This window comes from Actinomyces urogenitalis DSM 15434 (genome assembly GCF_000159035.1).
Taxonomy (GTDB): domain Bacteria; phylum Actinomycetota; class Actinomycetes; order Actinomycetales; family Actinomycetaceae; genus Actinomyces; species Actinomyces urogenitalis.
This window is the reverse complement of record NZ_DS999574.1, coordinates 813913-831577: the sequence shown is the minus strand read 5'-3', so window position 1 is coordinate 831577 and position 17665 is coordinate 813913. Positions and strand designations below refer to the sequence as shown.

The 17665-nt window shown below is 64.1% G+C and carries 14 protein-coding genes; 3 read left to right on the top strand and 11 right to left on the bottom strand.

Annotation, left to right across the window (positions count from 1 at the left end):
* Positions 1-21: 21 nt before the first annotated feature.
* The gene (locus tag HMPREF0058_RS03580) at positions 22-1482 is read right to left on the bottom strand and encodes a xylulokinase (protein WP_006548321.1); all 1461 of its coding nucleotides are present in this window, start codon (positions 1480-1482) and stop codon (positions 22-24) included.
* A 172-nt stretch (positions 1483-1654) separates the two neighbouring features.
* Positions 1655-2836, bottom strand: coding sequence for a xylose isomerase (xylA, locus tag HMPREF0058_RS03575; protein ID WP_024035735.1), 1182 nt, complete (start codon positions 2834-2836; stop codon positions 1655-1657).
* Between the two features lie 69 nt (positions 2837-2905).
* Here xylA and HMPREF0058_RS03570 point away from each other — a divergent pair, with 69 nt between their 5' ends.
* The 3 genes from HMPREF0058_RS03570 to HMPREF0058_RS03560 all read left to right on the top strand — a co-directional run bounded on the left by HMPREF0058_RS03570 (position 2906) and on the right by HMPREF0058_RS03560 (position 5783).
* The gene (locus HMPREF0058_RS03570; RefSeq protein ID WP_248596997.1) at positions 2906-4174 is read left to right on the top strand and encodes an ROK family transcriptional regulator; all 1269 of its coding nucleotides are present in this window, start codon (positions 2906-2908) and stop codon (positions 4172-4174) included.
* A gap of 98 nt (positions 4175-4272) precedes the next feature.
* The gene (locus HMPREF0058_RS03565) at positions 4273-4569 is read left to right on the top strand and encodes a helix-turn-helix domain-containing protein (RefSeq protein ID WP_006548318.1); all 297 of its coding nucleotides are present in this window, start codon (positions 4273-4275) and stop codon (positions 4567-4569) included.
* Positions 4566-5783, top strand: a complete 1218-nt coding sequence (locus tag HMPREF0058_RS03560; RefSeq protein ID WP_006548317.1) for a type II toxin-antitoxin system HipA family toxin — start codon at positions 4566-4568, stop codon at positions 5781-5783. Before HMPREF0058_RS03565 ends, HMPREF0058_RS03560 begins: the two co-directional genes overlap by 4 nt.
* 30 nt (positions 5784-5813) lie before the next feature.
* Here HMPREF0058_RS03560 and HMPREF0058_RS03555 read toward each other — a convergent pair whose 3' ends face one another.
* The 9 genes from HMPREF0058_RS03555 to HMPREF0058_RS03515 form a co-directional block, all read right to left on the bottom strand.
* Complete coding sequence (locus HMPREF0058_RS03555; RefSeq protein ID WP_006548316.1) at positions 5814-7850, bottom strand: beta-galactosidase; 2037 nt, start codon at positions 7848-7850, stop codon at positions 5814-5816.
* Positions 7847-9625: a cache domain-containing sensor histidine kinase gene (locus tag HMPREF0058_RS03550; RefSeq protein ID WP_040319509.1), complete on the bottom strand. Its 1779-nt coding sequence runs from the start codon at positions 9623-9625 to the stop codon at positions 7847-7849. The genes HMPREF0058_RS03555 and HMPREF0058_RS03550 overlap by 4 nt, the downstream gene beginning before the upstream one ends.
* Entirely contained in the window at positions 9622-10473 is an 852-nt protein-coding gene (locus HMPREF0058_RS03545) for a response regulator transcription factor (RefSeq protein ID WP_006548314.1), read from the bottom strand. The genes HMPREF0058_RS03550 and HMPREF0058_RS03545 overlap by 4 nt, the downstream gene beginning before the upstream one ends.
* Positions 10474-10477: 4 nt before the next feature.
* Positions 10478-11311 carry a carbohydrate ABC transporter permease gene (locus HMPREF0058_RS03540; protein ID WP_006548313.1) on the bottom strand — a complete coding sequence of 278 codons (834 nt, stop codon included), beginning with the start codon at positions 11309-11311 and terminating at the stop codon, positions 10478-10480.
* A gap of 12 nt (positions 11312-11323) precedes the next feature.
* On the bottom strand, positions 11324-12205 hold the full coding sequence (locus HMPREF0058_RS03535; protein WP_006548312.1) for a carbohydrate ABC transporter permease: 882 nt from the start codon (positions 12203-12205) through the stop codon (positions 11324-11326).
* Positions 12206-12280: 75 nt separating this feature from the next.
* Positions 12281-13582, bottom strand: a complete 1302-nt coding sequence (locus HMPREF0058_RS03530; protein ID WP_006548311.1) for an ABC transporter substrate-binding protein — start codon at positions 13580-13582, stop codon at positions 12281-12283.
* A 203-nt stretch (positions 13583-13785) separates the two neighbouring features.
* A complete protein-coding gene (locus HMPREF0058_RS03525; RefSeq protein ID WP_006548310.1) occupies positions 13786-15789 on the bottom strand; it encodes a glycoside hydrolase family 31 protein in 2004 nt (667 codons plus the stop codon).
* 93 nt (positions 15790-15882) lie between these two features.
* The gene (locus tag HMPREF0058_RS03520) at positions 15883-16701 is read right to left on the bottom strand and encodes a carbohydrate ABC transporter permease (protein WP_006548309.1); all 819 of its coding nucleotides are present in this window, start codon (positions 16699-16701) and stop codon (positions 15883-15885) included.
* Between the two features lie 13 nt (positions 16702-16714).
* Positions 16715-17629, bottom strand: a complete 915-nt coding sequence (locus tag HMPREF0058_RS03515; protein WP_024036207.1) for a carbohydrate ABC transporter permease — start codon at positions 17627-17629, stop codon at positions 16715-16717.
* Between the last annotated feature and the right edge of the window lie 36 nt (positions 17630-17665).

Genomic DNA, 17665 nt, shown 5'->3' with positions numbered 1-17665 from the left:
TTCTTCGTTCTTACTCGGTTCTCAGCCCTGCGTACCGGCGACCACGGCAGCCGCCTTGTCGTACGCAGCCCGGACCTCCGGCTGCGCAGGAGCGGTCAGGTGCTCGGCTCCGGCGAGCTCCCAGGCCGGGGGCTCGGCACCGCCGTCGAGAATCCACGCCGCCTGCTTGGCCGCACCGATTGCCACGTACTCGCCAGCCGGCGGCACGTCCACCGGCACACCCAGCACGGCCGGGCTCAGCTCCTTGGCGCTGCGCCACTTGACACCGCCACCGACGATCGCGACCTCGCTGATGTCCACGCCCTGGGCGCGCACGGCGTCCAGGCAGGCTCCCATGAGGCACAGCAGGCCCTCCACAGCCGCACGTGCGTAGTTGGCAGGCGTGAGGCTGGACAGCGTCATGCCCGTGAGCATGCCCGTGGCCTCAGGAAGGTTCGGCGTGCGCTCGCCCTCCAGGTAGGGCACGTGAACCAGGCCGCCCGCGCCCGGCTCAGCAGACAGAGCCAGCTCGTCGAACTCGTCGTAACTGACCCCCAGGACCTTCTTGGCCGCGTCGAGGATCCGAGCGCCGTTGAGGGTGCAAGCCAGCGGTAGGAAGGCACCGGTGGCGTCAGCGAAGCCGGTCACCAGGCCAGAGGGGTCATGGGTCGGGGTCGAGGAGACCGCCGCAACCACACCGGAGGTTCCCAGGGACACCGAGGTCTGCCCGGGCCGCAGACCCAGGCCAAGAGCCGCACCGGCGTTGTCACCACAACCTGGGCCGAGCGCCAGGTGACTGAGGTCTGCGCCGAGCACGTCGTCTCCGCCATGACCGGCAACCTCGTTCGGGCCCACGACGCGCGGCAGGACGATGCCAGCAACCTCCTCCTCGCTGCGGTGCAGCGCCAGGGCGAGCAGGTCACGGCGGTACTCGTTCGTCACCGAGTCGAAGTAGCCGGTACCCGAGGCGTCCGAGCGGTCGGTGGTCAGGGTGTCCAGGCTCGTGGCGCCCGAGAGCTTCCAGGTCAGCCAGTCATGGGGCAGACAGACAGCGGCAATACGCGCGGCGTTCTCGGGCTCGTTGTCTGCCAGCCAGCGCAGCTTGGTGATAGTCAGCGAGGCCACGAGCACGCTGCCCACGGCGTCCGCCCAGGCCTTGCGACCGGCCTCCTCGTCTCCCTTACCCAGCTCAGCGATGAGGTCGCGAGCGGCGCCGGCCGAGCGGGTGTCGTTCCACAGCAGGGCGGGGCGGATGACCTCACCGTCGGCGTCGAGCACGACCATGCCGTGCTGCTGACCACCCACGGACAGGGCGTCGACGTCGGCAAGGCCGCCGACGGCGTCAACCACCTCACCCAGCGCTCGCCACCACTCGTCAGGGTGGATCTCGGTGCCGTCGGGGTGAGAGGCCTTGGCCTCACGCACCAGCGCGCCGCTCGCGGCGTCGCGGATGACGATCTTGCAGGACTGCGTCGAGGAGTCGACGCCGGCGACGAGTGCCATGAAGGTTCCTTCCACGGTGAAGGTGGCGATATCGAGAGGGTATCGGACGGGTGTGACAGAAAAGGTAGCGGTGGAGGGACGACGGCGGTGCTCGCCGTCGTCCCTCCACTCACCTTGTGCGGGGCACCTGCCTGCTGCGGCTTGACGTGCAGGCGCTCCGACTAGACCGGCCTCAGCCGATCAGGTGCATGACGGCCTTCTGGTAGAGGTTGACGAAGTGGTAGTCGCGCGCGGCGGCAGCCTCAGCGTCAAAGTCCTCGTAGGCAGAGCGGTCAGCGATGAAGTCCTCCAGGGACTCACCCTCGGCCAGGGTGGGCTCGCCGAGCTCGTAGATGCCGGAGAGCTTGAGAGCCTCCTGGACCTCGGGGTCGGCGCGGAAGGCCTGGGCCTTTTCCTTGAGCTGCAGCCACATCTCCATGTTGGCGGCAGCGGACTCCCACACGCCCTCCATGCCATCGGTGCGCGAGGGCTTGTAGTCGAAGTGGATCGGGCCGTCGTAGCGCGGGCCGCCGTTCGGGAAGCCGTTGACGATGAGGTCCACGGTGAAGAAGGCGGACAGCAGGTCGCCGTGGCCGAAGACCAGGTCCTGGTCGTACTTCAGGCCCTTCTGGCCGTTGAGGTCGATGTGGAAGAGCTTGCCGTGGTTGAGGGCCTGGGCGATGCCGTGGGTGTAGTTGAGGTTCGCCATCTGCTCGTGGCCGACCTCGGGGTTCAGGCCCACGATGTCGCCGTTGTCCAGCTGGGCAATGAGGGCCAGGGCGTGGCCGACGGTGGGCAGGAAGATGTCACCGCGGGGCTCGTTCGGCTTGGGCTCCAGGCCGATCTTGAGGTCGTAGCCCTTGTCCTTGATGTACTGGGCGACGGTGTCCAGGCCCTCCTTGTAGCGGTCGAAGGCCGCGTTGAGGTCCTTGGAGGAGTCGTACTCAGCGCCCTCACGACCACCCCACATGACAAAGGTCTTGGCGCCCAGCTCGGCGGCGAGATCGACGTTGCGCAGGATCTTGCGCAGGCCGAAGCGGCGGATCGAGCGGTCGTTGTTGGTCAGGCCGCCGTCCTTGAAGATCGGGTGGGTGAAGGTGTTGGTGGTGACCATCTCGATGGTCAGGCCCGTGGCGTCCACGGTGTCCTTGAGCTTGCGGACGATCTCGTCACGCTCGGCGTCGGTGGCGTCGAAGGGGAAGACGTCGTTGTCGTGGAAGGTGATGCCCCAGGCGCCCAGCTCGGCGAGCTTCTCGGTGTACTCCCAGGGACGCAGGGCGGCACGGGTCTTGTCACCGAAGGGGTCGGCGGCGAGCCAGCCGACGGTCCACAGACCGAATGAGAACTTGTCTTCCTTGGTGGGCTTGCGAACCATGGTCTCCTCCTCGAGCCGGTATTTGTTCATTGACGCAACTATGGCACGCAGATGAGGTATGGTCAAGGCGTGGTTCGAAGCACATCCCAGACGACGGCGTCTGCCGCAGCTCGCGCCTGGCGTCTACCTTCCCCCGCTGCCCGAGGCTCCCGCGCCGCCGCCTCGGCACGCCAGTCGACGCTGCGTACCGCGAACCTCGCGCTGGTGGCGCGGCAGGTGCTGTCCTCCCCCACCCCCATCTCACGGGCCGACGTGGCCGCCATGACCGGGATGACCAGGTCCACCGCTTCCCGCCTGGCCGATGACCTCGTGGGTGCAGGGATCCTCACCGAGCTCGACCCCGCCCCGTCCTCCGGCCCAGGCCGGCCCGCCGTACCCCTCGCCCCGCCGCGCGCCACCTTCGTGGCGCTGGGACTGGAGGTCAACGTCGCCCACATGGCCGTGCGTGCGATCGACCTGTCAGGCGAGCTCCTGACCGAGCGCGTGGTCCTGGACGACTTCTCAGGCTCCGACCCCGCCGTCGTGCTTCGGCGCCTGGCCACGCTGGTCGCCGACGTCCTGGCGCTTCCGATGATTCGCGGCGCGCGGCCGGTGGGAGCCGGCATCGCCCTGCCGGGCCTGGTCTGCGACGGCGTGCTGCTGCGCGCCCCCAACCTTGGCTGGTCCGGGGTCCGCCCGAGCGAGCACCTGGCCAGCGTCCTGGAGGGCAACGGGCTGAGCCTGGAGGTCGGCAACGAGGCGAGCCTGGGAGCCCTGACCGTTGGACGCAGCCGCCCCGTCCTGGCACCCCAGTGGCCCTCCTTCATCTACCTGTCCGGGGAGAACGGGATTGGCGCCGGCATCGTCCGAGACGGGCAGGCCCTGGAAGGTACCAACGGATTCGCCGGCGAGATCGGCCACGTCCAAATCGACCCCAACGGCCCGCTGTGCTCGTGCGGTAACGCCGGGTGCCTGGAGCGCTACGCCGGACGTCGTTCGATCCTGGCGGCAGCCGGTCTGGCAGAAGACGCCCACCCCGAGGAGCTCGTGGCCGCCTGGCAGGCCGGCGACGACGGCGCCCGCCAGGCCATCTCGTCAGCCGCCCACGCGCTGGGCGTGGGACTCGGAGCCGCCGTCAACCTGCTCGACATCCCCGTCGTGGTGCTGGGAGGGCACCTTGCGCCACTGGCTGAGGTGCTGCGCCCTGAAGTCGAGGAGGAGCTGGGCAGGCGGGTCCTGGCCTCGCGGTGGACCGAGCTGGAGATCCTTCAGGCGGGAAGCGACCAGATGCCCGGCGCTACCGGAGCCGCCTGGTCCCTCCTGGAGACCGTGGTAGCCGACCCGAGCGCCTGGATGTAGACACAGCACCTCACACTGACCACCATGGCCACATGGTCAGAATCCTGGCCATATCATCACCTCTTGACAGGTATCTTGACCATAGCCAGAGTGTGAGCATGGCTAAGAGCTGGCACCCCGCAACGCGCCGCAGGCTGGAGAGCATCGGACCGTCCATCCGCTCATGGAGACGCGCGCGCGGCCTGTCTGCGACCGAGGTGGCAGACCGCTCTGGCATCTCACGCACCACCTTGCGTCAGATCGAGACAGACCCGTCCGGCGTCTCCTTCGGAAACGTCTTCGCCGTGCTGTCCGTCCTCGGTGTTGACCACAAGGTCGCTCAAGCCGTCGATCCTCTTGAGGACCTCGTCGGCCGGACGCTCGTCCTCAGCGCGCTAGAGAAGAAGGCCCGATGAGCTCCGCCGTCCCGCTCCAGGCGCACTGGACCCACCCAGACGGTACGACCTCATGGGTTGGAACTCTCTCGCTGGCCGGTCACGCACAGATCCAGTCATTCACCTACGCTCCCACCTGGCTGGCGTCAGGCTTCGAGATCGGAGTAGGTCTGCCCCTCCAGACCGGCCCTTTGAGCCCACCTGGAGGCATGTCGACCTTCGGCGCCCTGGATGACGCCGGACCGGACTCCTGGGGACGCCGCGTCATCAGCCGCAGCCGACCGTTGGAAGAGGTCAGCACAAGTCTCGGCATGTTGGCAGCCGTTGCCGATGAGTCCCGGCAAGGAGCCCTACGTCTTAGCACCGGGGCAGGCGACTGGCTTACCTCGGGTCAGGTAGCGCACGTCGAGGAGCTGGCTACCGTCCTGGCCGACGTCGAGGCCTTCACCCGTGGCGAGGCGGACACTCGCGCGCTACGCCACATCTATCTCGGTTCCTCCAGCCAGGGCGGGGCTCGCCCGAAGTCCACGCTACGACGAGCGGACGGATCCCTGGTGCTTGCCAAGTTTCCCTCCCAGGAAGACAGCTACGACGTTCTCACCTGCGAGGCGATCGCTCTCAGCGCAGCACGGGATGCCGGGCTTGCCGTCCCCGACTTCCGTCTCATCCGGCTCGACGAGACCCGCGCAATCCTCCTCCTGGACCGATTCGATCGGTGTGTCGAAGGTCGTTACGGCTATCAGTCAATGCGCACTGCAGCAATGCTCGGCCCGTACGACTCAATGACCTACCAGGTGGCCGCCGAGACAGCACGCTATCTCGTGGGTGTCCGAGCGGTCAGGCAGGTCGTTCAGGCCGCGGCCCTGGCAATGTGCGTGCACAACATCGATGACCATGCCCGCAACCTTGGTTTTGTCCACCGTGGCGACGGCTGGGAGATCGCTCCCCTGTTCGACGTCGTCCCCTATCCAGATGAGCAGGAGGGGACCCCACTCACTGCAGGCAGCTCCTCGCGTAGCCTGGAGCAGCTGCTCGACACCGACTGGGGCCTGCCACGACACGAGGTTGCGGCCATGACGGCCCGTATCGCCGCCTGTACACGTTCAGTCTGGGACACTGCCCCACAAAAGTGGGGACTTGATCTGGAGGTTGCCCGGGCCTGCCAACACGTAGTCGCGCAGTCCTGCGACTTCTCCACGGTGCTCGACGGCGGTGTGCCCCGCTACGGGGTATAGCGGGGCACACCAACATCACGCCGACCTGGCTCAGACCGCGTAGACCCTCACGCCGTAGGGCTCGACCTCAACTTCGCCCTGCTCGCTGGTGCCGCTGAGCAGATCCGTGTACGCCGTCGGCAGCCGAAGGACCTGCGGCTCATCCTGGTAGTTGAGAACAAAGAGCCACTGCCGCTCGCCCTTGCGACGTACCGCGAGCTCGACTCCCTCAGGCGCCTCGATGAGCCCGGCTAGCGGCGAGACCAGACCGGTCTCGGTCAGCAGACGGCGCACCATCTCCTCACTGAAGCAGGCACCGAGGTAGTAGACCTGCCCCTTGCCCACCGTACGACGCGTCAGGGCGGGCTCCCCGGCGTAGTAGTCGGCGTCAAAGCGCGCCAGCACCTCGACGTCGTCGGCCCGGGCCTCCAGGACCTCGGAGAAGACCGGAACTGGCAGGCGCTGCTCGTCCCAGGTAGCCGTCAGCCCTTCCTCACGCTGCCCCAGGTTGGTGAAGTCGGTGACCTTAACTCCGGCCCACTGCCCCACCAGGCCCGGCATCGGGCGCATGGGGCACAGACCGTTGCTGTCCTTGTAGCCAGTACGAGCCCCGAAGACGACCGTGCCACCGGCCTCGACGAAGGCTCGCAGAAGCTCGGACATCGCCTCGTCCATCATGGCCAGGTGGGGGACGAGGAGCAGTCGGTAGCGCTCCAGGTCCTCCAGGCTGCTACGGGCATCGAGGTAGACGAAGTCCAGCGGTGTGTGGCTGAGCTGGCAGGCCGCGAAGACCGCGTCGTCACTCGGGCGCTCGATCCGCCCGTGCCAGGTGTCCAGCTCAGAGTCGTAGACGTTGTCATAGGTGCGCACGACGGCAACCTGCGCCTGGTAGTCAGCGCCCCACAGGTCATCCAGAGCGGCCCACTCCTGACCGATCCGAGTCACCTCCTGCATCTTGCGACCCGGCTCGTTGGAGTAGTCATTGAGGCCGTGCCAGTAGATCTCAGTGCCCATCGGGGCCGTGCGCCAACGGAAGTAGGAGACGAAGTCCGCCCCGTGCGCCACCGACTGCATGGTCCACAGACGCATCTGGCCAGGCTTTGGAGCCGGGCCCATCATGCGTGAGGTCCAGCCATGAGCACCGGACTGCTGCTCCATGATGCCGAAGCACCGGCTGATCGAGCGGGTCCGAGTCAGGCTCCAGCTCCAACGCCGGTCTCGCAGACGGTCCGCCGCCAGGTCTCGGTCGACGTCGAAGGCGAAGTTGGGATAGGAGTCAAAGGTGATGAAGTCCAGGCCAGCCTTCATCAGCTCGGTGTAGTTAAGGTTGCCGAACAGCCCGTTGGTGGTGATGAAGTGAGAGTCGGGCACGTGGGAGCGCAGGATCTCAACCTGCTTGCGTGCGAAGCGCACGGCCGAGTGGGAGAAGAAGCGCTTCTCCCACAACAGCGAGTGAGGGTTGACGGCGTCGTGCAGACCCCGGCCCGACAGACGCACCTGCGACCAATCCGAGTACTGGCGGCTCCAGAACGTCAGCCCCAGGGCCCGGTTGACCTCCTCCAGGGTGCCGAGCTCGGCGCGTAAAAACTCACGGTAAGCCAGGTGGTCACCCTCGGAGTAGAACTCGTCGATCTCACAGTTGATCTCGTTGTCAATCTGCCAGCCCACAATCGCGAGGTGACTGCCATAGTGGCGAGCAATCTGTTCCACGACGCGGTCAGCGTAGTAGCGATAGGCAGGGGCGTTGTAGTTGTAGTTCCGCCGTGGCCCGTCATAGGTCTGACCGGAGCGGTCCGCGTTGAGAATCTCAGGATGAGCTCGCTGCAGCCAGACCGGTGGCGTGGCGGTGGGAGTCCCAAAGATCACCCGCATCGAGCGCTCGGCGCATAGATCTAGGAAGTCATCGAACCACCCGATCGACGAGAAGTCCCCGTTAGTGGGCTCCATCAGGGACCAGGCAAACTCTGCAATCCGAACCGTAGCGAGACCTGCCTCCTTCATCCGGTCCAGGTCATCGGCCCACAGCTCACTGGGCCAGTGCTCTGGGTAGTAGCAGACCCCAAGGCCGGGGTCGACGTGACGCGTCATTGCGATTCTCCTTGTGATGTGGTGTGTGCGGTGGACTCTGAGTCAGAGTCGGCTGGCACCCAGATCGTCACTGTGGTGCCCTCGCCGATCTCCGAGGTCAGCCGAATCTGCGGAGCCTGCGGATAAAAGCCGCGGACTCTCCGGATCACGTTGGCTAGCCCGATCGAGCCGTGCTCCTGCTCATCAGGTTGCCGTGAGCGTGCCAGGATCTCGCCGCAGCGCTCTGGTGACATACCAGCGCCATCGTCACTAACGGAGAGCACAAGATAGGCCCCGTCCAGGCGAGCCGAGATCATGACCAGGCCTTGCCCTCCCATGGGGGCGATGCCATGAACCAGCGCGTTCTCTACCAAAGGCTGGAGGGTGAAAGGCGGGATCCGGCAGGCCAGGGAGTCCGGGTCGATCTCCTCACGGATCTCGACGCCGTCCCCGAAGCGGTAGTGCTGAATCCGTGCGTAATGACGCAGTGACTCCAGCTCCTGCTTCAAAAAGACCAGGCTCGGAGCGTCGATCGTGGACCGAAGAAGCGAGCCAAGCGAGGTCGAGACCTCGACGACGTCGTCTGCCCCGTGACGTTGCCCCATCCAGTTGATGGTCTCCAAGGTGTTGTAGAGGAAGTGCGGGTTGATCTGCATCCGCAGCATGCGCATCTCGTAGTCTCGCTTGGTGCGCTCATCCTCCTGGGTCTGCTTGAGCAGGGCGACGACGTTGTCAGCCAGACCGTTGAAGGCGGTAGCAAGCTCACCGATCTCATCTGAGCGGACCAGTCGTGAGCGTCGGCTCAGCTCACCGTTACCGAAGCGACGCAAGTCTCGCGCTAGCACCCTGATGGGACGAGCCATCCGCGTGGACATTACCCAGGCTAATATCACTCCGACCATCAGCAAAGTGGCCATGGTCCCCATGATCGTCCAGCGGACCACAGACACGTCCCGCAGGTACACCGAGACCGGCACCGTCATGACAGGCCGCCAGCCCGTCGCTAGCTCCGGGCCCACAGCCACGTACTGGCGTACACCGTCCACGTTGACCACGGAGAAGTCGCCGGGCTCGCCTCGCAGGGCCTGGGTGGCGATGTCAGGACGCGAGCGCAGGCTGTCCGTGTCCGGGGAGCTGAGCACCAACCCATTGCTGTCCACGATGACGACGCTGCCTCCCAGCATCAGCTGGGTATTGCCCAGGGTCCGAGCGAACACGCTCTGACGAATCCCCAGGACCAGGTATCCCAGAGTCTGCAGAGTCTTGACGCTTTTCACCTCACGAAGCATGAGCACGGTCTGCGGGTCCTGGGGATCCTGCGCCCAGATCGCCCCGCCATCACCTTCCTCAGCCGCTGCGATCATGGAGGCACTGACATCAGTGTTGCGAACCTGCTTCTTAACCTGGAAGGTGTGCTCCGCCGTGACGTCAATGAGGCTGGCCCACACGATGGCATCCTCGTACAGGATCGCTGCCGAGATCTGGGAGCTGACGTGCTCCTCCAGCTCGATGGGGTCGTAGCTCTCCGATCCGGCAGTGCTGGCCGTAAGGAGGCCATCCTGCACGACGTCGTGCATCGCGATCGTGAAGGAGGTGGCCTCGATCTGGTCCGCGCGTCCGTCCAGGTTGATGGCCGCCTGCTCGAGAATGTCATGACTGTAGGCCGCTGTACGACGGTCCAACGCATTGACCGCGACGGCGTAGCAGACCATCCCGAGGACCAGTACCGGAACCAGACCAACGGCAGTGAGGGCCAGCAGCATCCGTCCGTGGATCGACTGGAGGAAACGCCTCACGAGACCTCCCCCGCCTCCAGGCGCGAGGCGAAGAGATGGAGCTCCTCGTCGCCTGGAAGCACCGGGCAACGCCGATAGGCCATGGGAGTGACGGAATAGGCCTTTCTGAAGACCTGGCCAAAGTAACGAGCGTCATTGGCTCCCACCGCCGCGGCGATCTCCGTAAAGGACTGGTCTGTTTCCCTCAGCAGTCGAGCCGCATGCTGGAGCCTGAGCGCGTTGAGAAGCTCCAAGAAGGTATGTCCCGTGGCCCGTTTGAGGACACGACTAAGATAGATCGTGCTGAAGTGCAGGGCCTCAGACATCGTTCCCAGCGAGATCGGCTCGGTATACCGCTCTCGCAGATACGCCAGCGCCGCCTCGCAGGCGTCACCGTGCGGCTTGGCGCCCAGGACGAGCTCGCCGTCCTGGTCAGCCAGCCGCTGGCGCCCGAGCTCGGACTCTAGGAGTCGCAGCCGAGTATCAGTCTCGCGACGGGCAGCAACCTGCCGAGCTCCTGCGCTGACCGCCTCGATGATCTCCTCAGGGGTCGAGGGCTTGAGGAGGTAGGCACTGACCCCCAGAGAGATCGCCTCCTGTGCATAAGCGAAATCGCTGTGTCCCGAGAGGAGCACCACCGCCGTATTGAGCGAGCCCTCTGCCACGAAGCGGCACAGGCCTAGCCCGTCCAACGCCGGCATCCGGATGTCCGCCAGGATGACGTCAATGACCTCGGACTGGAGAGTCTCGACCGCTTCTAAACCGTTGCTCAGGCAGGCTGCCACCTTGATCTGTGCCTCGGCCCAGGGCAGTGATGCCAAGCCCTCGCGAATAATGGGCTCGTCATCAACGATGCAGAGCGTGTGCACACCTTCACCCCTTGACTGCCCCGGCTGTCATCCCGCTGATGATCTTCTTGTGCAGCAGCGAGTAGACCACGATGGTCGGGATGATCGTGATCACGACGGCCGCAATCATGGCAACGTAGTCTGTGGAGTAGCGCCCCTGGAATGCTGTCAGCCCCACCGGCAGCGTCATCATCTCTGGGTCAGACAGGAAGATCTGTGGGAGAAGAAGGTCGTTCCAGGCGTTGATGAAGGTAATGACCGCCACGGTGACGAGCGAGGGAACTGCCATCGGGCAGATGATCTTGAAGAACACTCCCCAGATCGAGCACCCGTCCATGACGGCCGCCTCTTCAACCTCATGCGGGATCGTACTGAAGAAGCTGGTGAGAATGAGGATGGCGATCGGCATCGCAAAGACGACGTGCGGGATGATGACGGCCAAGTAGGTGTTGACGATCTGGAGCTTGTTGAACATTGCGAACAACGGCACCACGGCGGCATGCATCGGGATGGACAGCCCCAGCAGGAAGAGTGCCAGGACGAGCTTGGACAGCCTCCAGCGCAGCCGCGTCAGCCCGTAAGCGGCCATCGCTGACAGGACCGTGGCCACGATCACCACCGCACCTGTCACGATCACTGAGTTGACGAAGTAGCGGCCAATATTGCCCTCGGTGAAGGCCTTGTAGTAGTTCTCCAGACTGAGGCTGCCAGGTAGGGACCAGGGAGAGGCAAAGAGCTCGGCATTGGTCTTGAAGGAGTTAATGACCAGCCACAGGATCGGGTACAGGAACAGGACCGCGAACAGGATGAGAACGCCGTAAACCAGCGGTGCAACCTTGGGGGAGAATTTCTGATTCATCTCCGCTTCCTCTCAGTACTCGATCTTCTCGGACTTGAAGACGAAGTTGCTCAGCAGAATCGCCACCACGCACAGGATCAAGAGGATGTTGGCGATAGCGCTGGCGTACCCGAACTTCAAGGTACGGAACGCGGAGGTGTACATGTAGGTGGACATGACCTCAGAGGCGTGGTTCGGTCCACCCTTGGTCATGGCCATGACCAGGTCGAAGTACTTCAGTGAACCGGTGATGATGAGGATCGCATCCACTTTGATCATGGGACGGATCATTGGCAACGTGATCATCTTGAACTGCTGCCAGGAGGAGGCGCCGTCTACGGTGGCGGCCTCAAACATCTCGGCAGGAATCGAGCGCATGGCCGCCAGCTGGATGACCATGTGGTAACCGACGAACTGCCACATCACCACCACGATGATGGCCAGCATGACGGTCTTCTCGTCCGAGAGCCACTCTCGCTTGAGCCCAGCGGCCCGCAGGCCATCCAGGATGGAGTTCACGAGACCGAACTGCGAGTTGTAGATAAAGGTCCAGGTCAGGCCAACCGCCACACCGCACACGACGCAGGGCAGGAAGAAGACCGACTGGAAGAACTGACTTCCCCTGACCTTGTGGAACAGGAAGTTGCCCAGCAGCAGGGCGAGCGGCAGGTGAGCGAGCAGCGAGCCCACCACCATGAGTAGGTTGTTCTTCAGAGAAGTGAGGAAGATCCGGTCCTCGAAGAGGTTCTTATAGTTCTCCAGCCCGACCCACTGAGACGGGCTCATGAGGTCTGTCCTGAACAGGCTCATCCAGACGTTGTAAGCGATCGGGAACAGAGCAAAGGCAAAGAAGAGAAGAAAGGCCGGGCCGACGAAGCCGAGAATGTAACGTTTTCTGCTCAACAGCTGATTCATGGGTGCTCTCCTTTGAGCATGCCGATGCGAGGGGTGGGAGCCGCGAGGCCGACCCCCACCCCATCGACGGATGGATTAGCGCTGTGCGTTGGACTGTGCGAAGGACTGCAGGCTGTCCATGTGCTGCTGGGGATCCTCTCCAGCGATGATCGCCTGAGCAGCGTTGTTGAACTCCACGCCCTCACCGGCGCCAAAGACTCGGTCGAACCACGGTGTTGTTGCCGTCAGCTCTTCCTGGATGCCAGAGACCGTGACGAACAGCGGGGACAGCGCAGACTCATCCAAGGGCACCGAGGTTGAGGGGAGGTAGTTGGCCCCTGACGCCAGCTTTGCCTGCACCTCAGGATCGGAGAACATCTTGATGAACTCAGCGGCAGCTTCCGGGTGCTTGGAGGTGGAGCTCACCGCGTAGGCCAGGTCGATGTCCCCGACCGCGACGTTCTCCTCCAGCCCCTTGGCCGCCGGGATGTTGAAGGCACTGACTTTGCCTGCGATGGCGAGGGACTCGTCGGACAGGACTCCGGTATCCCAGGAACCCATGTAGTACATGGCACACTCGCCCGCAGTGAAGAGGTTGCGTCCCTCATCATTGGTCATGCCGAGGTAGCCATCCGGGAAGGCGCCCAGCTCCACGAGCTCCTTGAGCTTCTCACCTGCTTGGACGTACTTCTCGTCATTCCACTTTCGCGAGCCGTCCACAGTCCCGTCGAAGAGCTCCTGACCTCCATGGGCGTTGGCCAGCTGCTGGAGCAGCTGCCCCGCGATCCAGGCGTCCTTGACCGGTGCCGAGATCGGGGTGATACCGGCTGCCTTGATCTTGGTGACGACGTCAACGAATTCCTCGTACGTCGTCGGCACCTGCACACCGACCTGATCGAAGATCTCAGTGTTGTAGAACATCACGGCCACGACCTGGCCGTTGGGAACGGCGTAGATCTTGTCGTCAAAACTGACCGGGCCGAAGACGCTCTCGTTAAAGCGAGCCTTCCACTCCTCGTCCGCGTCGAGAAGCTGCCCGATCTCGTAGATCTTGCCCCCTTCGACAAAGGGCTTGAGGTACCCCGAGCTCCAGGTAAAGAAGACGTCCGGCTGAGAGCTAGACGCCATGAGGGAGGCGAGCTTGGTCTTGTACTGCTCGTTCTCGTACCCCTCAACCTGCATCTCCACGTTGAAGGTGTTGGACTCGTTGAAGCGTTTAGTGATGTCCTGGATGATCTCCCAGACAGCGACGTCAGAGGTGGAGTTGACGAACATCGCGTGGATGACGTCCTTACCGTCCGAGGTCTTGCCAGAGGAACCAGAGCCACACGCTGCCAGGGAGGCAGCGACAGCGGCGAGGCCGGCAGCGGTTAGCGCGTGGCGACGTGAGATGAGCATGGGGATCTGCCCTTTCCGTGAGACTTCCTTGTCCGTGTCGCCAAGGTTAGGAACCTGCCCGCCCTAGGGTCTGTAGAAAAAACTGGCCTCGCCTGCTGTGATCCAAACCTCCTAAAGAGCGAATGACGGGCGGACGCTCCTCCTGACACACAGGAAGAACGTCCGCCCGATTACCGCTCAGCGATCGGTTAAGCAGCAGTCAGTCAGATCCCGATCTCCGCGCCCTCGCGGCGGAAGACCGGAATGTACTCATACGGTGCGGCCACCGTCACCCGCTGACCGCCGTCGAAGGTCTCACCGGAGTGAATCTCGACCCAGCGCGCACCAGCCGGCAGGTAGACCTCACGCTCGCTGACCCCAGCCTCCAGCACGGGAGCCACGAGCAGGTCTGAGCCAAGCATGAACTCGTCGTCGATCTCCCAGGCAGCCTCGTCCTCGGGGAACTGCAGGAAGAGCGTGCGCATGGCCGGCGTCCCCTGCTCGGCAGCCTCGGTCATGACCGTGGCGATGTAAGGCCGCAGCTTCTCGCGCAGCTCCATGTGCTCGCGCGAGATCTCCAGGCAGCGCTCGCCATAGCTCCACACCTCGTTGGGGCCACCGCTCATGGGCGACTCGAGCTCCCCGCGAGGCTCGCGGTGACCGTGCAGGCGGAAGAGCGGGCAGAAGGTACCGAAGGCGAACCAGCGGGCGTACAGCTCCTGGTAGTCCGGGTCGGAGGGGTCACCTCCATGGAAGCCACCAATATCCGTGGTCCACCACGGGATCCCGGACATTCCGATGCTCAGTCCTGCCCGGATCTGACGAGCCAGAGAGTCCCAGGTCGGCGGGATGTCCCCGGACCACACCGCCGCTCCGAACTTCGCCTGGCCAGCCCAAGCCGAACGGCACAGCAGGACAGTCGGCTCCTCCCCCGCCTCGCGGTTGCCCTCGTAGAAGGTGCGCGCGTTGTCACGCGGGTAGATGTTGGCCACCGCGGCACCAGGACCAGCGTAGAAGGACAGGTTCTTCGGGTGGCCAGGGTTGAGCTCGGGCTCGCAGGCGTCCAGCCACCACACGCGCACGCCCAGGTCGAAGTAGTTGCGCTTGACGGTGTCCCACAGGAACTTGCGCGAGCGCGGGTTGGTCGGGTCGTAGAAGGACACCGGCAGCGAGCGCGGCATCTTCTTGTCGTGGATGTCCTGGTGGAACTCCACCCCCTGGTCCGCCCCCACGAGCAGGCCACGTGCGTGCATCTCGTCATAGTTCTCGGACAGCGGCGAGATCGTCGGCCAGATGGAGACCATGAGCTTGACACCCATCTCGTCCAGCTCGCGGATCATGGCCTCAGGGTCCGGGTACTCCTCGGGGTCGAACTTGTAGTCGCCCATCGCTGTCCAGTGGAAGAAGTCCGTCACGATCACGGACAGCGGCAGACCACGGCGCTTGTGCTCGCGGGCAACATCAAGAATCTCCTGCTGGCTGAGGTAGCGCAGCTTGCACTGCCAGAAGCCCGAGGCCCACTCCGGCAGCTGCGGGGCGTGCCCGACGGCGTCAGCGTAGTGAGACATGATCTCCGCCGGGTTCTCACCGGCCGTCACCCAGTAGTCCAGGCCCGGCGCGGCATCCGCAACCCAGCGCGTGGCGTCGTCGGAGAACTCCACGCGCCCGACGGCGGGGTTGTTCCACAGGAAGCCATAGCCGCGGTTGGACAGGTAGAAGGGGATGTTGACCTCGGTGTTGCGCTGGACCAGGTCGATGACCAGGCCCTTGTGGTCCAGTCGCCCGTGCTGGTGCTGGCCCAGGCCGTAGACGCGCTCTCCCTCGTAGGCCTTGAACTGCTGGTGGATCTCGTACAGGCCCGAGCGCTGTCCGTAGAACACGTGGGAACCGGGCCACCAGAAGTGCTCGCGCTTCTCGGCCAGCAGCTCAGTGCCGTCCGAGCTGCGCAAGAACTCCAGCATGACAGCAGGCTTGCCGTCGCCCGAGTCCAGGCGGGCACGCACAGTCAGCTTGCCGACGACGAAGCGGACACTTCCGTCCTCCTCCTGCGCAGCACTGACTGCAGGCAGACCCTGTGGCCGTTCCTCCAGCGCGCCGACGTCACTGGCAGGGATCTGGTGCTGCGCGGCGCGAACACGTACAGAATCCGGCCCCCACTGTTCCACACGCAGCACCTCGTGCTCGTGCCGAACCTCAAAGCCGTCCTGGATTGCTGTGTACTCCAGCATATGAAGCTCCTTCGCTCCTAGGGTCAAAGATGATGATGAGTGGACATGGTCTGGGCAGTCATACCGGCCCCAGCGCCAGGGGTGTCAGGGACGTCAGGCCTTCACCGCCCCTCCGGTCGCTCCTGCGGCCACGTACTTCTGTGCCACCACGAGCAGGACGGCAGCAGGGAGCGAGGCCATGGTCGCCGTCACCATAACCGAGCCCCAGTCAGCGACGTAGCCACCGATGAACTGGTAAATACCCAAGGTGACTGGGCGAGCCGCGGAGTTGGAGTTCAGGGCCAGGGCGAAGAGGAAGTCGCTCCACGCGAACAGGAAGCTGAACAGCGCCGCCGTAATGACGGCGTTGGTGCTCAGCGGCAGCACGATGGAGAAGAAGGTACGGAAGCGCCCGGCACCGTCGACCCTGGCGGCCTCCAGCACGGACATCGGGATCGCCCGCATGAAAGCCTGGATGATCAGGATGGAGAAGGGAACGCCCAGGGCGGAGTCAGCAAGAATGAGGCCCAGCGTGGTGTTGAGGATGCCCAGGTCGTTGTAGGCCGAGTACAGGGCGTTGGCGATGACGATGCCCGGGATCATCTGGCTGATGAGCAAGGCGAACATGACCAGTGCGGACCCGCGCACGCGATACAGCGAGAGCGCGTAGGCCGCAGGAGTCGAAATCACCAGGCTGAGCACCGTGGCTCCGACAGCGACCACGAGGCTGGTCACCAGGTTGGCTCCCTGACTGGCAAAGGCTGAACGGTAGCCGTCCAGGCTCGGACGGACCGGGAACCAGCTGAGGTCAACGGTGGCCACGCCCGGCTGCAAGGAGGCGTTGACCATCCAGTAGACGGGGAAGAGCATGAGGGCCAGGAAGAACAGGCCCAGCACCACGTGGAACCAGGTGCGGTTGCTTGAGTGTCGCATTCGTTGCTGCCTCTCAGTCCTGGTTGCTGGAGCGGGTGACCCGCAGGTAGACCAGTGCGAAGACGAGGGCGATGATCACGAGGATGTTGCCCAGTGCCGCTCCCTGACCGAACTCGAAGTTGGCGAAGGAGAGCTTGTAGGACTGCGTCGCCAGCGTCTCCGTGGCGTTAGAGGGTCCGCCTCCAGTCAGGCCCAGGATGATGTCAAGAACCTTGAGGGTGTAGACCACGCCAAGAATGAGGACCACCGAGACCACCGGGCGCAGCAGAGGCCAGGTGACGTTGCGGAAGGCCTTCCATCCCACGGCTCCGTCCAGTGCCGCGGCCTCGTACAGCTCGTCCGGGATGTCTTGGAGCCCGGAGTAGAGGATGGTCATGTTGAAGGGGATACCGAGCCAGATATTGACCATGATGACGGCAATCAGCGCTACAGAGGTGCTCGTCAACCACGGCACAGCGTCGATGTGGAGTAAGCCGAGGAGCTGGTTGATGACGCCACTGTCCTTGTCCAGCATCCACTTCCAGATGGCGCTGGAGACAATCATCGGAAGCAGCCAGGGCAGCAGCAGGAGCGAGCGCATGACGCCGCTGAGCGGAAAACGCTTCTTGAAAAAGACTGCCAACGCCAGACCGATGGTGAACTGCCCGATGATGGATCCGACGGTGAACAGAACCGTGTTCAGCAGGGCAGTGGTGAAGACCGAGGACCGGATGACCGCGATGTAGTTGTCCAGCCCAACGAAGGGTGCCTCACCGGTGTAGAAGGTCTTGGTCGTGTACTCCTGCAGGCTCATCGTGACGTTCTTGATGATCGGATAGCCGAAGAACAACAGCAGGAAGGCAATTGCGGGGGTCAGGAAGGCCCATTTCGCCAGCTCCTCGCGTCGTTGCTGACGACGGCGTGCTGGTCGGATCGTTTCAGACGGCACCGTTGCGCTCCTTTCTCGTCAGTCGCGGGCCGGGGC

Bases quoted from the DNA above. Each gene is read 5' to 3' on its own strand.
- HMPREF0058_RS03525 (WP_006548310.1), bottom strand. From the start codon at position 15,789: ATGCTGGAGTACACAGCAATCCAGGACGGCTTTGAGGTTCGGCACGAG.
- HMPREF0058_RS03555 (WP_006548316.1), bottom strand. From the start codon at position 7,850: ATGACGCGTCACGTCGACCCCGGCCTTGGGGTCTGCTACTACCCAGAG.
- xylA (WP_024035735.1), bottom strand. From the start codon at position 2,836: ATGGTTCGCAAGCCCACCAAGGAAGACAAGTTCTCATTCGGTCTGTGG.
- HMPREF0058_RS03520 (WP_006548309.1), bottom strand. From the start codon at position 16,701: ATGCGACACTCAAGCAACCGCACCTGGTTCCACGTGGTGCTGGGCCTG.
- HMPREF0058_RS03535 (WP_006548312.1), bottom strand. From the start codon at position 12,205: ATGAATCAGCTGTTGAGCAGAAAACGTTACATTCTCGGCTTCGTCGGC.
- HMPREF0058_RS03580 (WP_006548321.1), bottom strand. From the start codon at position 1,482: ATGGCACTCGTCGCCGGCGTCGACTCCTCGACGCAGTCCTGCAAGATC.
- HMPREF0058_RS03540 (WP_006548313.1), bottom strand. From the start codon at position 11,311: ATGAATCAGAAATTCTCCCCCAAGGTTGCACCGCTGGTTTACGGCGTT.
- HMPREF0058_RS03530 (WP_006548311.1), bottom strand. From the start codon at position 13,582: ATGCTCATCTCACGTCGCCACGCGCTAACCGCTGCCGGCCTCGCCGCT.
- HMPREF0058_RS03560 (WP_006548317.1), top strand. From the start codon at position 4,566: ATGAGCTCCGCCGTCCCGCTCCAGGCGCACTGGACCCACCCAGACGGT.
- HMPREF0058_RS03565 (WP_006548318.1), top strand. From the start codon at position 4,273: ATGGCTAAGAGCTGGCACCCCGCAACGCGCCGCAGGCTGGAGAGCATC.